Raw genomic sequence first — 20595 nt, 5'->3', positions numbered from 1 at the left:
GCTCCTCGGGGCTGCTGCTGTTACGGGTGTTCTGGTGGTGCGTCACGGTCGGTGCCTGGAAGGTCGGTGCCTGGAAGGTCGGTGCCTGGAAGGTCGGTGCCTGGAATCTCGATGCCCGGTAGGTCGGGCGTCCGGACGGCCGCTGCCCGGCCGGTCAGCCGCCGTCCTTGCGGTCGGCCGCCATCCCGACCGCGTCGAGCAGGGCGCTGCCGACGATCAGGTCGGCGCCGCCGAACTCCGGGTCGCGCAGCGGGGTGCCGTCGTCCACGGCGAACAGCAGCCGCTCCTCGCCCTGGCGGTAGGCGGTGCCGACCGGCGGGCTGGCCGCGTGCACGGCCAACAGAGCGACCAGGTACGGGAGTTCAGGGTCCCGCTTGCGGGCGTCGGCGAGCAGGCCGGAGAGCCGGCGGGGGGCGTCCGGAGGCAGGTCGAGCAGCTCCAGGGCGGATTCCAGCTGGGCCTCGGAGAAGCGGCTGTCGTCCGGGGTGGCGACCAGGTCCGGGTCTGGCAGTTCGGCGCCGAGGTGCTCGCGCTCGACCGGCGGGGTGAGCAGCAGGTCGACCAGGTCGGCGACCCGGACGGAGACGGGCGTGCGCAGTCCGGCGCCGCGGGTGAAGAAGGCGCCGGTGGGGCGGACGGCCTGCTCTATCGGCAGCCGCAGCACGGGGGCGAGCAGCTGTCCGTACAGGTCGATGCCGCTACGGGCGCCGGGGGTGGCGAAGGCCTGGCGGTCCTGCTCGGCGCGGAACAGCGGGCCGGCCTCCAGCAGGCGGGTCTGCAGCTTCGTGTGGCGGCGGATGCAGTCCTTGACGATGTCGAGCAGCTCGGCGGCGCGGCGCTTGTGCTCCGCCCCTTCAGGAGTGTGAGGCTCGGCCTCGTCGCGCGCCTTGCGGATGTTGGTGAGAATCGCGTTCTCGTGCCGGTAGCGGTCGGCGATGTGGTCCAGCGCCTCGTCGATGAGGTCCGGGACGGCGCGCATCCAGTCGACGGCCCGGACGTTGCGGCGGGTGGCGTCGAGGGCGCGGCGCAGTGTCTCGGCGTACTGGACGGTGCGGTAGCGGGCCTGCTCGGCGGCGAGCTGGGCGTCGGCCAGCCGGCCGCGGCGGATCAGCACCTCCAGCTTGACCTCGGCGGCGATCTGGGCCGAGGTGACGTCGGTGTCGAGCGCGCCGACCAGGACGTTGACGGCCTCGTCGGTGGTGCGCAGGTAGACGCCCCCGTCGGGGCCGGGGACCTCCTCGATCAGCTTGAAGTCGTAGTCGCGCCGGACGTACTCGCCGTCCGCGCCGAAGGTGCCGTAGACGGCGCGGAAACCGCGGTCCACGCTGCCGACGTTGATCAGCGACTCCAGCACCCAGCGGGCGACCCGCTCGTGCTCGGCGGCGCGACGGGTCGGGGCCTGGGCGGCGACCCGGGGCAGCAGCCGGGCGAGCACAATCTCGCGGTCGGCTCCGGTGTCGAAGTCCATGTGCAGGGTGACCAGGTCGATCGCGGCGAGGCCGACCTCGGCCATCGCGTAGCCGCCGTACTCGCCGGCCAGGTTGACCTTGCGGTTGTCCAGGTCGTGCAGCGGGGCGGTGCAGGCCAGTGCCTTGAGCCGGCGGGCCAGGCCTTCGTCGGCGGCGGGGCCGGGCGCGGGCCGCGCGGGGGCGGCGGGCCCGGCGGGCGGCCGGAGGCCGTGCTCGGTGGGCAGGTCAGCGATGGCGGTCACGGTGGACAAGATTAGAGGTTCGCACCGACATCGACCGAAACGGACCTTGCGGGCGGGCCCGACGGCAGGTGGGCGGCGGTGCGAGGGGCCGATTCAGAACGGGGCTTCGACGGAATCCCGCCATTCCCGAACCGATATTCGGGAAAGCCGTGAAGGCGCCGCGCGGCAACCATGATGATCGAACCATGATCACTCGACTGGTCAAAGCAGGCCTCGCCGCCGCGCTCACCGTGACCGCTCTCGCCACCGGCACCGGCACCGCGTCGGCCTCCCCGTCCGACGCGCAGCCCGTTCAAGGGCCGCACGTGACCGCGTCCGTGTACGGCCAATTCCCAGGCACCACCCCGCCCGGGCCGGGCCAGTTCGGGGTCGGCTGGACCTCCGCCGGCACGCAGGACCTCACCGGGCCGACCCACATCACCGTCGACCTTCCGCCGGGTCTCACCACCGGCCTGGCGATGTTCTACTCCACGCCGTACGACTACACCTTCAGCGAGAGCGTCTCGCCCGACGGCCGGCACCTGGACGCCGTCCTCATCGGCACCCGGCAGCCCGGGCACTACGAGTTCATGAAGATGAACGTGTCCGCCGACCCCAGCTGGGATCGGACCGGCCGGATCGTCGAGACCGTCAGCAACCCGAACGACACCGATCCGACCGGCCACGTGTCGATCGTGTCGGCCGACGGCAGCACGCCGACGCCGGTCGTCCCGGTCGCCCCGACCGTGGACAGCCTGGACACCACCACCGGCCCCGGCGCGGGCGGCACCACGGTGACCGTCAGCGGCAGCAACCTGGCGCACGGCATGGTGCTGGTCGGCGGCGTCCCCGCGACGGGCACGTGCACCGACACCGACTGCACGGTGACCACGCCCGGCGGCTCGGGCAGCGCGCCGGTCAGCGTGGTGGCCCCGGGCGGCACGGCGGCGGCGCCGGTCGCCTTCGACTACACCGGCGCCCCGCCCCCGCCCCCGCCCGCACCGGTGATCGGCAACATGACCATCACCAGCGGGCCGGCGGCCGGCGGGACCGCGGTGTACCTGCAGGGCAGCAACCTGACGTACGGCTCGGTCGCCTTCGGCGGGGTGCCGGCCGCACACGTCTCCTGCGGGCCGTCCTTCTGCTCGGCCACCGCTCCGGCGGCCGCCGGGCCGGGGCCGGTGAACGTCACGGTCACCACGGCGGGCGGCACCAGCGCGCCGGTGACGTACACGTACACGGCCTGACCACTGCTCCACGGATGCCCGGGTGCCGCTTCGGCGCCCGGGCACCCGTGCGTCCGGGGGCGCGTCGGGGGACGCGCTCCAACCATGTTGAACATGTTCAAAAGATCGGTCTAGAGTCGGTTCCGCGCAGGTGGGACAAGACTCCGCCTGCCCTTCGGCGTGCTCAGCGGAGGCACGCCCGACATGGAGGTGTGCGAGATGGACGGCGACCCTGCGGTCATCCTGCGGCGGGCCCGACGGTGGCTCCGGTTCTTCGTGGCCTGCCTGGTGCTCAGCGGCCTGACCGCCTTCCCGCTGGAGACCGAGACCCGTTGGCTGGTCGACTTCGCCTCCGGCCCGGCTGCTCCGCTGACCGACCACTTCCCAGCCGCCCTCGCCTGGTTCGAACGGGTCCACCGGGGCATCACCGAGACCGACGAGCGCTACCCCTTCCTGGCGTACGGCACCGACTGGCTGGCCTTCGCCCACCTGGTGATCGCCGCCGCCTTCCGGGGGCCGCTCAAGGACCCGGTCCGCAACATCTGGGTGATCCGCTGGGCGATGCTCGCCTGCGGTGCCGTGATCCCCCTGGCACTGATCTGCGGACCGCTGCGCGGGATCCCGGTGGCGTGGCGGTTTATCGACATGTCGTTCGGAATCTTCGGCGTCGTTCCGCTGCTGATCGTGTTGCGGTCCCTCCGTCCGCTGGAACGTTCCTTCCAAGAACGCCTGGCCGCGAGCTAAGTCGGCCGCCCCCGGAACCGCCCCGGGGCGCGCGAGCGGAGACCGCGCGCCGGTGGGCCCTCCGGGGGCCCGGGTCACGGACACCGGGCTTCACCCGCAGGCCCTACCATCTGGCTCAACAGCTGCTGGGAGGCGGACGGGCGTGGCCGATGCGGTGATCGATCTCAATGCGGACCTCGGCGAGGGGTTCGGGCGCTGGAGCCTGACCGACGACGAGGCACTGCTGTCCGTGGTGACCAGCGCCAACGTCGCCTGCGGCTTCCACGCCGGGGACCCGTCGACCATGCGCCGGGTCTGCGCACTGGCCGCCGAACGCGGCGTCCGGATCGGCGCCCAGGTCTCCTACCGCGACCTGGCCGGCTTCGGCCGCCGCGCGATGGACGTCCCCCCGGAGGAGCTCGCCGACGAGATCGCCTACCAGATCGGCGCCCTCCAGGTCTTCGCCCGCGCCGCCGGCTCACGGGTCTCGTACGTCAAACCGCACGGCGCCCTCTACAACCGGGTGGTCGCCGACTCCGAACAGGCCGAGGCCGTGGTGGCCGGGGTGCTGCGGGCGGGCGCGGTCTGCGACGGACCGCTGCCCGTCCTCGGACTGCCCGGCTCCCGGCTGCTCGACGTCGCCGACGGCGTCGGACTCCCGGTGGTCAGCGAGGCCTTCGCCGACCGCGCCTACACCTGGGCCGGCACCCTCGTCCCGCGCCGCGAGCCCGACGCGGTGGTGCACGACCCCGAATCGGTGATCACCCGCGCCGTCGGCATCGCCCGGGACGGCACGGTGGAGGCGGTCGGCGGCGAGCGGATCGACGTCGAGGCCCGGTCGCTGTGCGTCCACGGCGACACCCCCGGCGCCGCCCAGCTCGCCTGGCGGATCCGCGGCGCCCTCGCCTCCGCCGGGGTCCGGGTGGAGGCGTTCACATGACGGTCGGCGCGGTCCGGCGGGTCGGCGAGCGGGCGCTGCTGGTCGAACTCCCGGGGACGGCCGAGGTCGCCGCGCTGTACGGCTGGCTGCGCGAGCGGCAGGAGGCCGGGGAACTCGGCGAGGTCGAGGAACTGGTGCCCGCCGCGCGCACGGTGCTGCTGGACGGCGTCGCGGACGTCCCGGCGGTGGCAGCGCTGGTGCGCACCGCCCGTCCACGGGCGGCCGCCGCGGCGAGCGGGCCCTTGGTAGAGGTCCCGACCGTCTACGACGGCGCCGACCTGGCCGAGGTCGCCGCGCTCTGGGGGGTCTCCGAGGAGGCGGCGCTGCGGATCCACACCGAACCGGAGTACGTGGTCGCCTTCTGCGGCTTCGCACCCGGCTTCGGCTACCTCACCGGGCTGCCGCAGCGGTACGGGGTGCCCCGCCGGGACACCCCGCGCAGTTCCGTCCCGGCCGGCTCGGTCGCCCTGGCCGGACCGTACACCGGCGTCTACCCGAGCCCCTCCCCCGGCGGCTGGCAGCTGATCGGTCGCACCGCGCTGGCGCTCTGGGACCCGGTCCGCGAGCCCGCGGCACTGCTGGCGCCGGGGGTGCGGGTGCGGTTCACGGCGGAACGGGCTTAGGAACGGGCTTAGGAACGGATCCGGCAACAGTCTTGGAAGCGGGCTGAGTTGAGCGAACTGCAGGTGGTGCGGCCCGGGCCGCTGACCACCGTCCAGGACCTCGGGCGGCGCGGTGTCGCCCACCTCGGGGTGCCCAGGGCGGGCGCGCTGGACGAACCGGCGCTGCGGGCGGCGAACCGGCTGGTCGGCAACGGGCCGGCGGCGGCCGGGCTGGAGACCACGCTCGGCGGGGTCGCGCTGCGCGCCCTCGGGCCGGTGCTGGTCGCCGTCACGGGCGCGCCCGCACCGGTGACGGTCGACGGACGGGCGGCCGCCTGGGGCGCGCCGGTCGCGGTGCCGGCCGGGGCGGTGGTCGAGGTCGGCACGGCGACCGCCGGGGTGCGCGGCTACCTGGCGGTGGCGGGCGGGATAGCCGTCCCGCCGGTGCTGGGCAGCCGCTCCGCCGACCTGCTCTCCGGCCTCGGGCCTGCCCCACTGGTCGCGGGCGACCGGCTACCGGTCGGCACACCGCCGCCGTACCGGGACCGGGCCGACCTGGTGCCACTGCCCGCTCCCCCGGCCGAACTGGCACTGCGGCTGCGACTCGGCCCGCGCGCGGACTGGTTCGCGCCCTCAGCGGTGGACCGGCTGGCCCGGGACGGCTACCGGGTCTCCGCCACGAGCAACCGGATCGGGCTGCGCACCGAGGGGCCTGCCGTGGAGCGCAACCGGGAGGTCGAACTGCCCAGCGAGGGCATGGTGTTGGGAGCGGTGCAGATCCCGCCAGACGGGCAGCCGGTGGTCTTCCTGGCCGACCACCCGACCACCGGCGGCTATCCGGTGATCGGCGTCGTGCCGGCCGCCGATCTGGCGGCGGCCGCCCAGGCCCAGCCCGGGACGCCGGTGCGCTTCGTACTGCTTCGGGAGCGCTGAGGGCGGGAGCACCAAGGGTTTCAGGCCCGACCCGACAGCAGCTCCGCGATGGTGCGCTGGGCCGGGTCGAGCGTCGTCTCGCCCTCCTCCGCCGCCCAGGCCGCGTTCTGCAGCACCCGGGCCAGCGTCCAGGCCGCCGCCACCTCGCGGTCCAACTCCAGTACGTCCAGCAGGAGGTCGAAGCGCAGCCGCAGCGCCCGGTCGGGGGCGCCGCCGGCCCGCAGGTCGTTCCAGCGGTTGCGCAGCGCGGGCAGCAGCTCGAAGCCGGGGTGCCCGGCGAGCGGCTTGGGGTCGATGGCCAGCCAGGGCCCGCGGCCGCTGCCCGGCAGCGGGGCGAGGACGTTGCCGTAGTGCAGGTCCCAGTGCAGCAGCCGGTCACCGGACTCGGCCCGCACCTCGCGCAGGGCGGCCGCGCAGTCGGCGAGCAGCCGTCGCTCGTCCGGGTCGGCGAGGGCGGCGGCCACGGCCGGGGCCTCCGCCAGCAGCCCGTCCGCAAGGTCAGCCAACGTCCGCAGGTGAGCGGGTGCCTGATGTTCCGTCAACTGACGGAGCAGCTCGGCGAGCACACGCAGCGCCGCCAGGTGGTCGGGCAGGCCGAGCAGCGAGCGTGACGGGTCCAGCCGTTCCAAGAGCATGGATCCGGAGGCCGGTTCATGGTCGAGCAGGCGGACGGCGCCCCGCCCGTCCCAGGCCCGCAGGGCGTCGGGCTCGCCGGCCGTCTCCTCGTCCACGGGTTGGAGCTTCAGCACCGCGGGCGTCCCGTCTGCCCGCCGCACCGGTAGCACCAGTCCGGCCACGCCGTGTGCCGCCGGCCCGTCCGGGCGCAGCTCCCATCGGTCCAGCAACTCGCCTGCCAGGGCGGGCAGTCGGGCCGCCCAGGCGCGCCCCTCGACGCCGAGGAACTCCTCCAGCGACCGGGCCAGCGCGGGCGGGACCTCGGGGACCTCGACGGGCATCGGGCGGGCTCCTCTCGGGCGGTCCCGCTCAGCCTAGTTCGCGCTCAACCCTGTTGGAGCTCAATCCGTACTGAGCGCCGCCGCGGCCGCCGACGCGAAGCCCTCCGGATTGTCGAGCATGATGTTGTGCCCGCAGTCCGGCACGGCCACCACCCGCACGCCCGCCGTGCGCAGCCCGTCGACGCCCTCCGGGTCGCCGTCCGCCGCCGGGTGCAGGAAGGTGCGCGGGAGGTCGAGCCCGAGCAGCAGTTCGCGCATGGTCGGCTCGCTCCCCCGGGCGAGGTGCACGGCGCTGCGGTACAGGCCCTCCGGGCCGGCCAGCCGCATCGTGGACCACCAGAACGGTCCGACCCGCCCGGCGACCTCCTCCCGCCCGCCGGCCAGGAACTCCGCCTCCGTGTAGGCGGCGATCCCGCTGCTGCCGATCCGCTGGCGGCTGGGGGTGATCGGGTCCAGGTTGGCGTCCACCAGGAGCAGCCGCTCGACCAGTTCGGGATGCCGGTGCGCCAGGACGATCGCGATCGCGCCGCCCATGCTGTGGCCGACTAGCTCGACCCGGTTCAGCCCGGCCGCCGCGACGGCCGCCGCGACCGCGTCGGCGTGCGCCTCCAGGGTGTAGTCGAAGTCGGCGGGCCGGTCGCTGATGCCGAAGCCGAGCAGGTCGAGCAGCAGCGAGCGGCGCCCGGAGAGCAGCGGGTGGGCGGCAGCGGCGGCGAAGTAGACCGGCGAGCTGGCGCCCAGCCCGTGCAGGTAGAGCCTGGCGGGCTCGGCGCCGGGCAGCTCGACCCAGCGGATCCGGTCGCCGTTCGGGGTGACGGGGGCTTCACGCATGCGCGCACGCTCCTGGTTCGAAGTGGCTCGTTCGAATGGTTCGAGTGGCTCGAGTGGTTCGAGGGAAACGCCGAGAGCATACCTCGATATCGATGTATCACGGCATCGATATACCCATGCCCCGAGTCACTGATCTGAGAGAGTGGCCCCATGCTGAAGCTCGCGATCCTCGGATTCCTGTACGACCGGCCGCTGCACGGCTACGAGCTGCGCCGCCACCTAGCGGGGCTCACCGGCCACATCCGCCCGATCAGCGACGGCACGCTCTACCCCGCGATCAAGCGCCTGGAGGCCGACGGCCTGCTGGTCCGCCGGACCGAGCCCGGCAGCGCCGCCGCTCCCCGGCACACTCTGCACCTCACCGAGGCCGGCCGCACCGCCCTGCTCGACCGGTTGCGCGAGCCCGAGCCGCTGGACATCAGCGACGGCAACCGCTGGACCACCGTGCTCTCCTTCCTGCGCCACCTCGACGACCCGGCCACCCAGGCCGCCGTGCTCCGCCGCCGACTGGACTTCCTCTCCGAGCCGGCCAGCTTCTACTACGAGGGCGACCGACCGCGCAGCGCCGAGGAGTTCGCCGATCCGTTCCGGCGCGGCCTGCTGCTGACAGCCCGCGCGACGACCGAGGCCGAACTCTCCTGGCTGCGCGCCGCCCTGGCCGAGCTGGCGGAGGCCGGACGAACCGGCGGAGCGACGGGCTGACGAACTGACGCACTGACCGAAAGACGCCGTACCGTCCTTCCCGCCGGACCCCGCCCGTGTTCCGATGGCCCCATGGGCAACGACACTCACATGCACGACGAACGACGCCGCGGTTACGACGGCACGGGCGCGGGCGCGATCACCCCCGACGGCTGCGCGGTCGAGGTGTGGAGCCGCCTCCCGGTGGGTGACGCACCGGACGTGATCGAGGCCGCCGTGCCGCCCGGCGCGCGCATCCTCGAACTGGGCTGCGGCGTCGGCCGGATGACCCACCCGCTGGTCGACCGCGGCTTCACCGTGACGGCCGTGGACGAGTCCGCCGAGATGCTGGGCCGGGTGCGCGAAGGCATCCGCACCGTGCGCAGCCCGATCGAGCGGCTGGACCTCGGCGAGCGCTTCGACGTCGTCATGCTCGCCTCCTTCCTGGTGCACGCCGGCGATGTGGCCGTCCGCCGGGGCCTGCTGGAGACCTGCCGCCGCCATGTCGCCGAGGACGGCTGCGTGCTGGTGCAGCGCGAGGGCGAGGACTGGCACCTGAACGTTCCGCGCGAGAGCCGGATCGGGGCGGACGGCATCGCCCGGATCCTCTCCGCCACACCGGTGGGTGACGGGGTGAGCTCCGTCCACGCGCAGTACGAATTCCCGGACGGCGCCTGGACGCAGACCTTCCTCTCCCGCCCGCTCAGCACGGAGGCCTTCGAACAGGCCCTGGCGGACGCCGGCCTGCGGGTCGAGAGGTACCTGACGGAGGACCGCACCTGGGTCAGGGCCCGCCCACTCGGCTGAGCCGTGGTGGCCCGGAGCGCGAGGCCCCTCAGAGAGCGCAACGCCGGTGCGATCAAGTAGAACGCCGTTCCACAGAAGACAACAGAAGGCACCAAAAGCAGTGGGCCGGGACACCTTCACGGTGTCCCGGCCCACTGAACGTCGAGGACCTAGCGCCCGAACTCCCGGGCGGCGGTCAATCGGCCGCGGACGGCGGCGTGGACCTCGGCCTCCTCGGCCGGGTCGGCGGCAAGCCTTCGCAGCCGCTCCAGCACACGCGCGTCGCCCGTGGTGGCGACATGGCGCGCGGCGAGCTCGCGCGTGGACTCCTCGCAGTCCCAGAGGCACTCGACGGCGGGCCCCTCGGGGAAGTGCACATCGGTGGCGGCGAGCGCCCGGGCGGCGCGGCCGCGCAGTTCGGAGGAGGCGGCCTCCCCGTAGATGTGGCGCAGGACCGGTACGGCGTCGGCGGCGGCCAGCCGCCCCGCACCGTCGACCAGCGAACCGAGCCCGGGACCGCTGACCCCGCGCACGGACATCCAGCGGCGCAGCCCGGCGACCACCAGCGGCGCGTCGGCCGGCTCCCCGGCATCGGCGAGCAGTCGGACGGCGGCCTCGCCGAGCGCGCTGTCGGCGCCTCCGCTGGCCGGGTCGGCCCAGCGGCGGGCCTGCGCCAGCACCTCGGGGCCGCGCATCCGGCCGAACAGCTCCAGCGCGGCCCGCACCATCCGCTCGTCCACGTCAGCTGCGGCAGCCTCGATCAGCTCGATGGCGACCGGGTCGCGTTGGTCGACCAGGTAGCGCAGGGCGGCCCGCCGGGCGCCGGGCAGGCCGTCGCGGGCGGCCTCCAGCAGGACCGGACGGTCCTCGGGCCGGACCACGGCGGTCAGGCAGCGGGCGGCCGCGGCGGCGCGGCGGTCCACGGCGTCGGGCGCGGACGGGTCGTCCTCGGCCCGCTCGGGCTCCGGGCGGGCCAGGAAGGCGCCGGCGCCGAGGCCGCCCAGCTCACCCTGGTCGGCCCAGGCCAGCACGTCGGCGGTGGACCAGCCCGGGGTGACGCCGCTGCGGTTCAGCTGGCGCTGCCAGAGGTCGAAGGGTGACTGCTCGCTCGCCGCGGCGACTCTCGGGTGGTAGGCCGCCCACAGCCGCCAGGGCCGGGGCTCGTACGCGTTGCGGATGAAGTCGCGCAGCTCGGCGTCGCCCTCGGGGCCCGGCGGGAAGCGGTCCAGCACGGCGGTGCCGAGCAGCAGCAGGCCGCGGTCGTCGTCGCGCAGGGCGAGCTCGTCCAGGGCCCAGGCCCAGTTGGCGCCCGTGGCGGCGTACTCGCGCAGCATCAGCAGCGCGTCGCGCCGGCCGTAGGCGGCCAGGTGGCCCAGGACGGAGAGGGCGAGACCGGTGCGGTTCTCGTCGTCGTTGACGAGGTCCTCGGCGGAGTGGAGGTGGTCCTCGATCCCGTCGAGGGAGGCCTCCAGCTCCATGTAGAGACGGGCGTAGTAGAGGGAGCGGCTCTCGACCTGCCAGTCGGCCCGCGGATCCCTGGTGACGCACTCCTCCAGCGCGGCGATGGCCTCGGCACGGTCGGCGGCCAGCGCATGGAGCTGCCCGTCACCACGGCCTCGCTGCAGGAGGCCTAGGAGGCTGGCACTGGGTGCTATCACTGGCTCGAACATGAGGTCAGCATCCGTTGCGGCGGTCGTAGTGGCAACGGGATTTCCGTCGCCGGGGTCTCTGGTCGGTACTGCGGTGGGCGCCCGGGCGCCGGAATCACCGAAGGTTACCGCCTCGGGCCCCCTTCCGCACACAGGGCGACGAAGGCTGCTGCCACAGTGGCATATGCCAGGGGAATTTTGCCTGCGATCTGTCCAAATCGCCCACAGCGATGAGGACGCTGTGCGACAGTCTTCTCACTACCCCAACGACCCGCACACGGCTGGTCGCACCGAGCGATGGACCCGTCATGAACATGCCTTTAGGAGCCACCCGCCCGCCGGACAGCGCCGCGGTGAACGGCCCGGCGGGCGCGGACGGCCCGGGCTCCGCGGGCGGCACGGGCCGCGCCCGCGACGAGACGGGCGACGGCGCCGACAGCGGAACGGACGGCAGAGTGGACGGCACGGCGCAGGACCCGTCCGGCCCCCACCTCGACAACGGCGGCACCGACGACCGGATCGTCGGCTCGGCCGAGTGGGACCTGCTGACCGACGGCATTCAGTGGAACGCGGAGACCTACCTCCTCCTCGGCTGCGACCCGGGCCACGGCCCGCTCAGCCTCGACCGGCTGCCCGACCGCCTCCCCGAGGCGGACCGGCCGATGCTGCGCCGGATGATGACCGACGCCCTGGTGCACGGCCGCCCGGCCGCCGGCACCCTGCGGATCCGCCGGACCGACGGACGACACGACAGCGTCGAGTGCGCGGGCGAACCCGTGCTCGGCACGGACGGCACCGTCACCGCGCTGCGGATGCTGCTCCGGCCGGCCTCACCGGCCTGAACCAGCGCGGCCCGCGGCCCCGCTCCTCCTCGAACGGCTCGCGCGAGCCGCCCGCCTCACGACAGCCGCGGCCGGTTCTTGGCGTCCGCCGCCCGCAGTTCCCGCCCGAGCTCCGCCCGCAGCTCGTCCACCACCGGCAGTCCCCGGTACCGCGTGGTCAGCCGGTACATCTCGCGCAGCCGGTCCCAGGTCCGGTGCGAGGAGTTCTGGCCGATCAGGTTCATCACCATCTTGGCCTGGAACTCCGCCGCGTCCGGTTCCCCGGTGATCCAGTGCACCGAGGCCAGGGTGATCCGGTCGAACAGCGCCGAGCGCAGCTGCCCGGTGCCCTCCCGCAGGGTGATCACCCGCTCCGCGTGCCGCCGGGCCAGGGCGGCCGCCGACTGGTCGTGCTCGGACAGCGTGCGCAGCACCAGGGCCTGCATGCCGCGCAGCTCCGCCTCGTCGAAGACCTGCATCCAGTTCGGCGCCGGCTCCTGCGCGTCCTCGGTGAACAGCTCCTCCGCCTCACCGAGGAGGCGGTAGGTGTCCTGGGAGTGGCCGATCGAGGCGTGCGCCCAGGCCTCGACGGTGTTGAACATCGCACGCGTTCTGGGCAGCAGCCGGCCGCCCGAGGCCTTGGCCGCCGACATCAGGTCGATCGCGTCGTCGGCCCGGCCCAGGTGCACCATCTGCCGCGCCGCCCGGGAGATCGCCTCACCGGCCCGCGGCCGGTCGCCGGCCTCCTTGGCCGCCTCGGCCGCGATCATGAAGTAACGCTGGGCGGTGGGCTCCAGGCCCACGTCGTGCGACATCCAGCCCGCGAGCACCGCGAGGTTGGCCGCGACCAGCCACAACCGCTGCTCCACCACCGGATCGTGGCGGTGCGTCAGGAGGCCACCCACCTCGTTGAGTTGACCCACCACCGCCTTGCGCTGGAGCCCGCCGCCGCGCGCCGCGTCCCAGGCCCGGAACACCTGCACCGAGCGCTCCAGCGACTCCACCTCGTCGAGCCCGACCGGGCCCGCGTCGTACACGTCCACCACCGGGCGCGCTCCGCCCCCGGTGACCACCTGGCGCGGGCCGGGCACCGAGGCCGCGTACGCGACGGCGTCCCCGCCCAGCCAGCCCTTCAACGAGTCGGCGATGACCGCCCCGGCCGTGAGCGCGGCTCCAGCGCCCACCAATCCACGTCGGTTCAGCATGAGGTCCATTCCCGTGAACTCGGTGAGGACCGCGGCTGTTCGACCCGGCGACCATGGCACTGCTGCGGACGGCTCCGCTCCGGACCTGGTGGGCCGGTGTCGTTCCAGACCGAGGTCCTCAGTGGTGACGACACGGCCGAGCCGCTCCGTGAACACGGCTGCCAGCACCCTCGGCACCGGATCGCGCGGGATCTCCCCCTGCTCGATCCAACGCCGTACCCTCGACGTGTCGGTGGACAGCTGCTGCTGCCCCAGCGCGGCACCCCGACGGTTGACCAGCCGCGCCAACTCGCCCTTGGACCATCCGGTCAGGACGAACAGATCGGCGAGTCGGGTGTTGGGTCCCCTGCTCAATGAAGCCCCCAGGTTCCTCGGCTTCTCCGAGGCTAGAGGCTCGGGCAAGTGCCAGGCGAGCATTCGCCACCGTTCGCCAGGGCCCGCCAGACTACTCAGCCAGTGCCCGACGGGTGTATTGTAGAGGTGCGCCACCTCGCCCCTCGGGTCGGGCGGCGTCCCACCAGGGCCGAGGCAGTCCCCCGACCGTGGCACGGGACGCTCCCGGTCCTCACCCGAGGGGGTGGCGCGGCCGGGTGGCGCGGGGGCGCCGGGCACGGCCACGGCGATCCGGCCGACCGCATTCCCCAGGGTGCGGACGGCCGGAGCACTGCCGAACAGGGGTTCCGACCCCGCGTCCGTGCCCGGCGCCCGCGCACCACCCACCGACCGCAGCAGGGCCGCCGTCGCACCAGGAAGCACACGGCACCGGCCCTCCCCCACCCCCGCGGGGAGAACCCGCCGACGGACCGGAAGGGACCACCCTCAGCCCATGTACTCCTCAGCGACCACCCCCACGCCGACCGCGACCCGCACCGCGCTGCGCCCCCCCACCGCAGCCGCCGGCCGTCCCGGCCCGAAGCAGGTGCCCCCGGCGAGCCGTCCGGTGGCTCCGCGCGGCACCGAGGGCCGGTCCACGGACGCCCGGGTCCCGGTCGGCCGTGCGGCGCTGGGACTGCGCGGCTCCGAGGTCGCCCCGCCGCCCGGCCACCGCCTCCCGCTCGCCCGCCAGGCCGACGGCCAGGTGCTGCGCGCCCGACGGCCCGGCCAGCCGGCCGGACCCGACCGGATCGACCCGTCCGCGCTGCAGACCCCGGCGGTACGGGCCGCGCTGGCGAGCGTCGCGCGGATATGTCCGGCGTTCACCCCGCGCCAGGTCCTGCGCGAGGGCAGCCGCCACATCCTGGTGGCGGGCACCATCGGGCGGGCGCCGGTGGTCGCCAAGTGCCTGGCGCCGCAGGCGGTGCGGAGTGAGTACTTCGAGCAGCTGGTGGCCGACTTCCACCACGAGGTCGCGGTCTACCGGGCGTTCGTCCGGCACCGCCCGCCGGTGCGGCTGCCCCGGCTGGTCGCGGCCGACCACGACCGCTGCGTGCTGGTCGTGGAGCGCGTTCCCGGGCGGCCGGCCGCCCGGGAACGCCACCCGGTCAACGCACCCACCCCGGGCGAGGTGCGGGCGCTGCTCGGCGCGGTCCGGACGCTGAACCTGTGGCGGCCGCCGAGCGACGTGTTCCGGCCGCGCCTGGACTACCAGTTGGAGATCGCCCGCTACCACTCCGTGGGCCAGCTCACCGACCGGGACGCCGGCGACCTGCGCGGCCTGCTGCACGGCCTCGGCCACACCCCGTTGCAGCTGTGCCACGGCGACGCCCTGCTCAGCAACATGCTGCTGGCGCCGTCCGGGCCGGTGCTGGTCGACTGGGAGCAGGCCGGCTGGTACCTGCCGGGCTACGACCTGGCGGTGCTGTGGAGCGTGCTCTCCGGCGACACCGCCGCCCGCCGCCAGATCAGCCAACTCGCCCAGAGCGGCGGCACGCTGGCCCGGGACGCGTTCCTGGTGAACCTGGTGCTGGTGCTGATGCGGGAGATCCGGCTGTACGACGTGCCGGGCGCCGGCGAGGAGCAGCGGATCATGATCCGCCGGCTCTACGACGACGCCGCGCTGGCCCGTCGGGCCGTCCGGGCCGCGGTCGGGACGCGCTGAGGCCGGAGGTTCCGCGGCCGGTGCGTCCTGGGGTGCTACGGCCGGGCGCCGCGCTCCAGGGCGGCCCGGCCGGTGGCCTCCAGGACGGCTTCCTCCGGCGCGAGGTGCACCCGGCTGCTGAGCACGTCCCGCAGGTAACGCTCCAGCGGGTGACGCCGGCTCAGCCCCGGGTTGCCGGTGAGCGCGACGGCCTGCTGGACCGCCGCGGTGGCGGCCCGGGTGGCCAGCAGCTGAGCCGGACCGGTCCGGGCCACGGCGTCCGGTTCGCCCCGGTCCACCCGGGGGGCCAGACCCTCGACCAGTTCCTCGGCGCCGATCAGCTGGGCCTCGATCTCGCCGAGGGCGCAGCGGTAACGGGGCAGGGTGCCGAGCGGTTCGGCCGGATTGGCCGGAGTGCGTTGGCCGAGGAAGCGAACCAGCCAGGATTCGGCGGCCCGGGCGACGCCGATCGCCACTGCGGCGAGGGCCAGATCCTGCCAGGCGCGGGAGAGTTCGGCCTCCGCACGGTCCTCCTGCCCGGGGGCGCCGAGGCCGAGCGCGAGTTCGGCCGGCACCCGCACCCTGTCGAGGACGACATCGTGGCTGGCGCTGGCCCGCAGGCCGAGCTGGTCCCAGGTCGGGTCGATCTCCAGGCCCTCGCTCTCGCCGCGGACCAGGAAGGTGCCGATCCTCGGCTCGGGCTCGTCGGTCCGTGCGGTGACCCCCATCCAGGCCAGTGCCTCGGCGCCGGTGCAGTACGTCTTCCGGCCGGTCAGCAGCCAGCCGCCGCCGTCCCGTCGGGCCACCGTCCCGGGCAGTCCGTCCGGTCGGCCCGCGGGCTCCGCCCGGAGCGTGTTGACCAGCACGGGCCCGCGCCGGGACTCGGTGAGCAGTCGCCGGTAGCCGGCCGTCGGCCAGCCGGCGCGGCGGGCCTGCTCGGCGTGCCGGAGCAGGGTGAAGGCGGTGACCACGGCCACCGAGGCGTCGCCGCGGCCGAGTTGGGCCAGCACCCGGACGATGTCGGTGAGCGTGCCGCCCGGTCCGCCGTACCGCGGGGAGACGGTCAGGGTGAGCAGCCCGGCCTCGTGGACCGCCTCGATGCCCTGGTACGGGAAGGTGGCGTCGCGGTCGTGCTCCTCGGCGCGGGCGGCGAGCAGGTCGACCACCCGGGGCAGTCCGGCCAGGGCGGCCTCGACCGCGGTGCGGTCGGGCGCGGGCGACGTGGGGTGGCCTGAAACGGTGTGGCCGGGAGTCGAGTGGCCTGAAGTCGAGCGGGCTGAGGCAGAGTGGCCGGAACCCGATGACTCGGTTCGGGAACGATCGTTCGAGGGACGATCGGTGGCAGCGGTGGTCGTCATGGTGCTGGTGCCTCCGGGCGGCAGCGTGGGCTCAGCGAGTGCGGACGGCACGCCGCACGGGCGTGCGAAACCGGTTGGCGGCCCCGGATGTCGACACACGGCCCACCCCGGACTCGGCACCACCGACCGGATCAGGCCGGTTGCCACCGCCACGGGGGCGAAAACCCCCTCAGCGGCCCGGACACGCCGCGCTGGCGGTCCGCCGCAGGTCGAGATGCCTGCGACGGGTCAGCAGCGGGAGACGGCACGGCATGTCCGCGACTGTACGAACCGATGATCGAAACCGTCAAGCAGCGTCCGGGCCCCAGGTGGGGCCGGTCGGCCGTGCCGGAATCAGCCCCGCCGGAATCAGCCCTGCTGGAACATGTCGGCCGGAAGCGGCTTCAGCAGCTGATACAGGTCGTCCGAAATCGGTCGGTCCCAGGACGCGATGGTGACCAGGACGCCGTCGCTGCGGCCGAACTGGGCGCAGAACACGCGCTCCTCGCTGACCTTGACCTTCTTCACGATCAGCAGGTCGTCCCCGAGCATGACCGGGAAGTCCTCGGCCGAGACGAACTCGACCGGCTCGTCGTTCTCCAGCGCCGCGAGCAGCTGCCGCACCTCGAAGGGCACGCTGTCGCCGGTCTCCCGAGCGGGCGAGCCCTCGGGGAGATTGCCGATGAACATCGCCGGGCCTCTGCCGCCGAACAGGTCGTAGCGCAGGAAAATCCCCTGGCAGGAGCCGTCCGGGCCGGTCATCATGGCCGCACCGAAGTCGCCGGGCCAGTCGCCCGGGTCCATCGCGAGCACGTCGAAGTCCGGGCCGGCGGGCTGTCCGGAGCGACGGCGGAGAAAAGACATGGGAACATCGTACGTGCCCGGCACACCGCACTCGCGAGGTGGGTGGGGCGCCGACTCGGGACCGGCGGGAGATCGACGCTCAGAGACCAATGTTGACTCTGAGCAACCGTCCGGGCTACGTTCGGTTCAGCACGACAGCCGTTCTGGGTTTCACCCTCCGGGGGGACGGCACGTCGCAACGCGGCCCTACACGCGTATCCCTCACTGTGCACTTGTCGTGCCGAAAAGCAGAGCGCCCAGCTTCGTCATCGCACACCGCACAACACACAAGCCAACAGTTCCACGCAGTTCCATGCACCACATGTAACAAGAGCCAGATCCGCGGGGCCCCGGCCCGTCGCTCCCGTGGATCTGCTCGGGACGCCGCCGCGTGGGGGCGTGCGGGTCCCGAGCAAAAGGTGCCGTTATCCGAGTCGCTCTCGGATTCGGCGCCAGCCTCCCGGCGACTGCCGGCCCCTTGTGGGCCGGGACCGGCCGACGCACCCCGGTGCGCAGGGGATGACTGGGAGGATGGCCTGGCAGTGCTGCCGGGCCGCACAGCAGGCGCCGTGTCTGGCCGCGTGGGGGCGGTGGGCACGGCGTCTGCCTGTGCTCATACTCTGAGCTGCGTTTGTCTAACAGTCAACAGAAATTCTGACGGGGCACGCTCAAAAGATCATCAGTTGTGATGTTCGGTGCGGAAATCGTCTGCTGAACCACCTGCGGAGCGGACCCGTCCGCCGTGCACTTCCGTGCCGGACGGGTCCGCTCCGCGGGTGCGCGCCGGTGGCTCAGGTGAGGTCGAACTCGCCGTCCCGGGCGCCGAGCACGAAGGCCCGCCACTCGGCCGGGGTGAAGACCAGGATCGGACCGCCCTCCTGACGGCCGTCCCGCATCCCGATGTACCCGTCCACGAACGCGATCTGGACGTCCCCGACGCCCTGGCTGCTGCACAGCCACTCCGCCCCGGTGAAGTCCACCTTCGGCTTCCCGCTCGGCGCCAGCTCCGGCTGCGCGCCGACCACCTCGGTGTCCGTACCGCTGTTGACTGCCACTGACGATCTCCTCCCGACGGCATTCCAGGGCCAGCCTAGCCACACCTCCCGGGCCCGGTCAGCGGGTTGGCGAGGACTCCCTCCGAGAGGGGAGGCGGGCCCCGGAGGAGGGCGGCCGGAGGAACGGCCGAGGGGCCTCGGGGCGTCGTAGCGGCTCCGCGGGACTCGTCCAGGCGCGCCGAGGCGTGTCCCGACCGGCGGGCGCCGGGGCAGCTGCCAGAGTGCTGCCAGGGCGCGCGTACGGCCCCGGACCCACCCTCCAGCCCACGACCCAGCCTTGAGGAGCAGCCGATGAGCCGCCGGGACGGAACCCGCGCCGACGTCATCCCCATCTCCGACGCCCCCTCGGCCCATCCTCCGGCGCCCCGCACCCCGCCCGTACCCACCCCGCTGCCCCGGCCCACCCCCGCCCGGCCGTCCGCGCACGGCCGGGTCGGGATCGTCCTGGTCTCGCACAGCCAGGAACTGGCCACCGCCGTACGCGACCTGGCACTCGCTTTGACCGGATCCGACTCCCCCGCGCCGGTCGCCGCGACCGGTGGCGATCCGGCCGACGGACCGGGCATCAGCGCGGTGCTGGTGGCCGCCGCCACCCGCCGGGTCGACCAGGGCCACGGTGTGGTGGTGCTCGCCGACCTGGGCGGGGCGGTCAGCACCGTCCGGGCCCTGCTCTCGGACGCCGACGAGCACGGCTTGCCCTTCCCGGTCCGCTTCGCGAACGCGCCGTTCGTGGAGGGCGCGGTGGCCGCCACGGCGACCGCCACGGCGGGCGGGGACCTGGCAGCGGTGCTGGACGCGGCGGAGGAGGCCTACCGGCAGGGCAAGGCCTGACGGGCTGGCAAGCCCTACGGGCGCTCCTTGTCGTCCCAGCTGAAGATCGCCGGGCCCCGGCACTCCAGGGCGTGGCGCAGCCGCTCGTGCTCGGTGTCGATCATCGGCGGCAGCTCGTCCAGTCCGAACCAGCCCACCTCCAGCGACTCGTCGTCGTTCACCCGCGCCTCGCCGCCGACCGCCCGGCAGCGGAAGGTCAGCACCAGGTACTGCGTCACATCGCCGTTCGGGTAGGTGACCTGCGGAGACACGGTGACCGAGGCGAGCAGCTCGGGAACGACCACCACGCCGGTCTCCTCCAGGCACTCGCGCACCACGCCGTCGGCGGGCTGCTCACCCGGGTCGAGGATGCCGCCGACCGGCGCCCACCGGCCGTCGTCGGCCCGGCGGGCGAGCAGCACCCGGCCCTGGTCGTCCACGGCGACGGCGACGACGGCGCTCAGCCAGAGCGGCTGGGTGCCGACCATGGAGCGGAGTTCGGCGAGGAAGGGGGGAATGGCCATGCGGCGCAGCCTAGCGGGCTACCTCGGCTGGTCCCCGTGGGGGCAGTCCCCGTACGGGCGCAGCAGGGCGGCGACGGCGAGGTCGCCACCGTGTCTCATGAGGCGGACGCGGCTGTACCCGGTCCGCCACTCATCGCTCGCCTCCATGGCGCCCCGAGCCACAAGGGCGTATTCACAGTAAGGGCAGGATGAAGTGGTTGTCCGGGAATCGTGAAAGAAGGGCGGGCGATTGTCGGACAGGATGAAATTCGGTCGATCTGACCAATTTCACTCGATCTGTTGATCTATCGCTCGGCAGTCACCGCCCGCTTCTCACTCGCTTCCCGCTAGAGCGCGGCACGGCGCCGGTCGCGGAACACGCCGAAGGCGATCCGGCCGAGCAGCAGGACACCCGCCGCCAGGCAGCCGGCGACCGCCATCGCCCAGGCCGGTCCGTCACTGTCCGGAACGATCACGGCCACGACGATGCCCAGCGCCAGGCAGGCCAAGCCGACCACCGCCAGCGGGATCTGGTGGGTGACCAGGGCTCCGCCGCTGCACGCGCGGGCCATCCGGGTCGCGCCGTGCCGGGGGGCGGGATCACGGTCCGCATCTGCCATGAGCCCAAGGTACCCCGGGCACGCGCGGCAGGCAGCCCGCAGGGAGTCGGGACTACGGCACACAGGGCAACCGGCCGACCGCAGGTGGTCCTGGCCTGCGGACGCGTGTTCATGCTCCACAATCAGTCCACGAAAAATCCTCGTCCCCCCGGTACAACCATTCCGGTAGGGCAGCGGTCTCAATGGCATCGAATGATCCAGGAGCCGTTCGCGGGACGGGTGAGAACCCCCCACCGAGAACCGGAATATCCAGGGGGCGGAGCCGCCGCCCCCTGGAGTCGGAGGCCGGGCTCCGTCCTCCGGCGGGACCGCCACGCCGCTCGGCGACCGAGGGGGAACCGTTGCCGCAAACCCAGTCCACCACACC

At 73.8% G+C, this 20595-nt stretch carries 21 protein-coding genes; 10 read left to right on the top strand and 11 right to left on the bottom strand.

Going from position 1 to position 20595, the window contains the following annotated elements; genetic code table 11:
- Window positions 1-154: 154 nt before the first annotated feature.
- The gene (locus ACZ3UD_RS30600; protein WP_465594838.1) at window positions 155-1711 is read right to left on the bottom strand and encodes a hypothetical protein; all 1557 of its coding nucleotides are present in this window, start codon (window positions 1709-1711) and stop codon (window positions 155-157) included.
- A gap of 185 nt (window positions 1712-1896) precedes the next feature.
- On the opposite strand from ACZ3UD_RS30600, the gene ACZ3UD_RS30595 reads away from it, so the two are divergent.
- The 5 genes from ACZ3UD_RS30595 to ACZ3UD_RS30575 all read left to right on the top strand — a co-directional run bounded on the left by ACZ3UD_RS30595 (window position 1897) and on the right by ACZ3UD_RS30575 (window position 6114).
- Entirely contained in the window at window positions 1897-2937 is a 1041-nt protein-coding gene (locus ACZ3UD_RS30595; RefSeq protein WP_465594835.1) for an IPT/TIG domain-containing protein, read from the top strand.
- A gap of 198 nt (window positions 2938-3135) precedes the next feature.
- Window positions 3136-3660, top strand: coding sequence for a hypothetical protein (locus ACZ3UD_RS30590; protein WP_465594832.1), 525 nt, complete (start codon window positions 3136-3138; stop codon window positions 3658-3660).
- Between the two features lie 142 nt (window positions 3661-3802).
- Entirely contained in the window at window positions 3803-4579 is a 777-nt protein-coding gene (locus tag ACZ3UD_RS30585; RefSeq protein ID WP_465594829.1) for a LamB/YcsF family protein, read from the top strand.
- Complete coding sequence (gene pxpB / locus ACZ3UD_RS30580; protein ID WP_465594827.1) at window positions 4576-5202, top strand: 5-oxoprolinase subunit PxpB; 627 nt, start codon at window positions 4576-4578, stop codon at window positions 5200-5202. Before ACZ3UD_RS30585 ends, pxpB begins: the two co-directional genes overlap by 4 nt.
- Before the next feature lie 48 nt (window positions 5203-5250).
- On the top strand, window positions 5251-6114 hold the full coding sequence (locus ACZ3UD_RS30575) for a 5-oxoprolinase subunit C family protein (protein WP_465594825.1): 864 nt from the start codon (window positions 5251-5253) through the stop codon (window positions 6112-6114).
- 20 nt (window positions 6115-6134) lie between these two features.
- Here ACZ3UD_RS30575 and ACZ3UD_RS30570 read toward each other — a convergent pair whose 3' ends face one another.
- On the bottom strand, window positions 6135-7070 hold the full coding sequence (locus tag ACZ3UD_RS30570; RefSeq protein ID WP_465594823.1) for an aminoglycoside phosphotransferase family protein: 936 nt from the start codon (window positions 7068-7070) through the stop codon (window positions 6135-6137).
- Window positions 7071-7130: 60 nt separating this feature from the next.
- On the bottom strand, window positions 7131-7901 hold the full coding sequence (locus tag ACZ3UD_RS30565; protein WP_465594820.1) for an alpha/beta fold hydrolase: 771 nt from the start codon (window positions 7899-7901) through the stop codon (window positions 7131-7133).
- A gap of 150 nt (window positions 7902-8051) precedes the next feature.
- Here ACZ3UD_RS30565 and ACZ3UD_RS30560 point away from each other — a divergent pair, with 150 nt between their 5' ends.
- Complete coding sequence (locus ACZ3UD_RS30560; RefSeq protein ID WP_465594817.1) at window positions 8052-8603, top strand: PadR family transcriptional regulator; 552 nt, start codon at window positions 8052-8054, stop codon at window positions 8601-8603.
- A gap of 72 nt (window positions 8604-8675) precedes the next feature.
- A complete protein-coding gene (locus ACZ3UD_RS30555) occupies window positions 8676-9389 on the top strand; it encodes a class I SAM-dependent methyltransferase (protein WP_465594814.1) in 714 nt (237 codons plus the stop codon).
- 149 nt (window positions 9390-9538) lie between these two features.
- Here the strand turns inward: ACZ3UD_RS30555 and ACZ3UD_RS30550 are convergent, their stop codons facing one another.
- Window positions 9539-11038: a HEAT repeat domain-containing protein gene (locus ACZ3UD_RS30550; RefSeq protein ID WP_465594811.1), complete on the bottom strand. Its 1500-nt coding sequence runs from the start codon at window positions 11036-11038 to the stop codon at window positions 9539-9541.
- A gap of 287 nt (window positions 11039-11325) precedes the next feature.
- On the opposite strand from ACZ3UD_RS30550, the gene ACZ3UD_RS30545 reads away from it, so the two are divergent.
- Window positions 11326-11859, top strand: coding sequence for a PAS domain-containing protein (locus ACZ3UD_RS30545; protein ID WP_465594808.1), 534 nt, complete (start codon window positions 11326-11328; stop codon window positions 11857-11859).
- 56 nt (window positions 11860-11915) lie between these two features.
- Here ACZ3UD_RS30545 and ACZ3UD_RS30540 read toward each other — a convergent pair whose 3' ends face one another.
- A complete protein-coding gene (locus tag ACZ3UD_RS30540) occupies window positions 11916-13397 on the bottom strand; it encodes a DNA-binding protein NsdB (RefSeq protein WP_465594805.1) in 1482 nt (493 codons plus the stop codon).
- Window positions 13398-13869: 472 nt separating this feature from the next.
- Between ACZ3UD_RS30540 and ACZ3UD_RS30535 the strand changes: the two genes are divergently transcribed.
- The gene (locus ACZ3UD_RS30535) at window positions 13870-15081 is read left to right on the top strand and encodes an aminoglycoside phosphotransferase family protein (protein ID WP_465594802.1); all 1212 of its coding nucleotides are present in this window, start codon (window positions 13870-13872) and stop codon (window positions 15079-15081) included.
- Between the two features lie 35 nt (window positions 15082-15116).
- Here ACZ3UD_RS30535 and ACZ3UD_RS30530 read toward each other — a convergent pair whose 3' ends face one another.
- From ACZ3UD_RS30530 to ACZ3UD_RS30515, 4 genes are all read right to left on the bottom strand, one after another.
- Complete coding sequence (locus ACZ3UD_RS30530) at window positions 15117-16226, bottom strand: acyl-CoA dehydrogenase family protein (protein WP_465594799.1); 1110 nt, start codon at window positions 16224-16226, stop codon at window positions 15117-15119.
- A 361-nt stretch (window positions 16227-16587) separates the two neighbouring features.
- The gene (locus tag ACZ3UD_RS30525; RefSeq protein ID WP_350526312.1) at window positions 16588-16671 is read right to left on the bottom strand and encodes a putative leader peptide; all 84 of its coding nucleotides are present in this window, start codon (window positions 16669-16671) and stop codon (window positions 16588-16590) included.
- Window positions 16672-16766: 95 nt separating this feature from the next.
- Window positions 16767-17261 carry a hypothetical protein gene (locus tag ACZ3UD_RS30520; RefSeq protein ID WP_380613342.1) on the bottom strand — a complete coding sequence of 165 codons (495 nt, stop codon included), beginning with the start codon at window positions 17259-17261 and terminating at the stop codon, window positions 16767-16769.
- A 770-nt stretch (window positions 17262-18031) separates the two neighbouring features.
- Window positions 18032-18265, bottom strand: a complete 234-nt coding sequence (locus ACZ3UD_RS30515) for a DUF397 domain-containing protein (RefSeq protein ID WP_465594906.1) — start codon at window positions 18263-18265, stop codon at window positions 18032-18034.
- Window positions 18266-18586: 321 nt separating this feature from the next.
- Here ACZ3UD_RS30515 and ACZ3UD_RS30510 point away from each other — a divergent pair, with 321 nt between their 5' ends.
- On the top strand, window positions 18587-19126 hold the full coding sequence (locus ACZ3UD_RS30510; RefSeq protein ID WP_465594795.1) for a PTS-dependent dihydroxyacetone kinase phosphotransferase subunit DhaM: 540 nt from the start codon (window positions 18587-18589) through the stop codon (window positions 19124-19126).
- A 14-nt stretch (window positions 19127-19140) separates the two neighbouring features.
- Here the strand turns inward: ACZ3UD_RS30510 and ACZ3UD_RS30505 are convergent, their stop codons facing one another.
- Together ACZ3UD_RS30505 and ACZ3UD_RS30500 are read right to left on the bottom strand one after the other, a co-directional pair.
- Window positions 19141-19629 (bottom strand): NUDIX hydrolase, encoded by a 489-nt coding sequence (locus ACZ3UD_RS30505; protein WP_465594792.1) that lies wholly within the window; start codon window positions 19627-19629, stop codon window positions 19141-19143.
- A gap of 326 nt (window positions 19630-19955) precedes the next feature.
- Window positions 19956-20228, bottom strand: a complete 273-nt coding sequence (locus ACZ3UD_RS30500) for a hypothetical protein (protein ID WP_465594789.1) — start codon at window positions 20226-20228, stop codon at window positions 19956-19958.
- Window positions 20229-20595: the final 367 nt, after the last annotated feature.

It is taken from the genome of Kitasatospora sp. NPDC023118, from assembly GCF_055560875.1.
Note: the sequence above shows the minus strand (reverse complement) of the source record. Positions and strands in the feature narration are given on the sequence as shown.

What these genes read in the sequence shown, in the direction of transcription:
- ACZ3UD_RS30595 (WP_465594835.1), top strand. Translation starts at nt 1,897, where the DNA reads ATGATCACTCGACTGGTCAAAGCAGGCCTCGCCGCCGCGCTCACCGTG.
- ACZ3UD_RS30590 (WP_465594832.1), top strand. Translation starts at nt 3,136, where the DNA reads ATGGACGGCGACCCTGCGGTCATCCTGCGGCGGGCCCGACGGTGGCTC.
- pxpB (WP_465594827.1), top strand. Translation starts at nt 4,576, where the DNA reads ATGACGGTCGGCGCGGTCCGGCGGGTCGGCGAGCGGGCGCTGCTGGTC.
- ACZ3UD_RS30570 (WP_465594823.1), bottom strand. Translation starts at nt 7,070, where the DNA reads ATGCCCGTCGAGGTCCCCGAGGTCCCGCCCGCGCTGGCCCGGTCGCTG.
- ACZ3UD_RS30565 (WP_465594820.1), bottom strand. Translation starts at nt 7,901, where the DNA reads ATGCGTGAAGCCCCCGTCACCCCGAACGGCGACCGGATCCGCTGGGTC.
- ACZ3UD_RS30560 (WP_465594817.1), top strand. Translation starts at nt 8,052, where the DNA reads ATGCTGAAGCTCGCGATCCTCGGATTCCTGTACGACCGGCCGCTGCAC.
- ACZ3UD_RS30555 (WP_465594814.1), top strand. Translation starts at nt 8,676, where the DNA reads ATGGGCAACGACACTCACATGCACGACGAACGACGCCGCGGTTACGAC.
- ACZ3UD_RS30550 (WP_465594811.1), bottom strand. Translation starts at nt 11,038, where the DNA reads ATGTTCGAGCCAGTGATAGCACCCAGTGCCAGCCTCCTAGGCCTCCTG.
- ACZ3UD_RS30545 (WP_465594808.1), top strand. Translation starts at nt 11,326, where the DNA reads ATGAACATGCCTTTAGGAGCCACCCGCCCGCCGGACAGCGCCGCGGTG.
- ACZ3UD_RS30535 (WP_465594802.1), top strand. Translation starts at nt 13,870, where the DNA reads ATGTACTCCTCAGCGACCACCCCCACGCCGACCGCGACCCGCACCGCG.
- ACZ3UD_RS30525 (WP_350526312.1), bottom strand. Translation starts at nt 16,671, where the DNA reads ATGCCGTGCCGTCTCCCGCTGCTGACCCGTCGCAGGCATCTCGACCTG.
- ACZ3UD_RS30520 (WP_380613342.1), bottom strand. Translation starts at nt 17,261, where the DNA reads ATGTCTTTTCTCCGCCGTCGCTCCGGACAGCCCGCCGGCCCGGACTTC.
- ACZ3UD_RS30510 (WP_465594795.1), top strand. Translation starts at nt 18,587, where the DNA reads ATGAGCCGCCGGGACGGAACCCGCGCCGACGTCATCCCCATCTCCGAC.
- ACZ3UD_RS30505 (WP_465594792.1), bottom strand. Translation starts at nt 19,629, where the DNA reads ATGGCCATTCCCCCCTTCCTCGCCGAACTCCGCTCCATGGTCGGCACC.
- ACZ3UD_RS30500 (WP_465594789.1), bottom strand. Translation starts at nt 20,228, where the DNA reads ATGGCAGATGCGGACCGTGATCCCGCCCCCCGGCACGGCGCGACCCGG.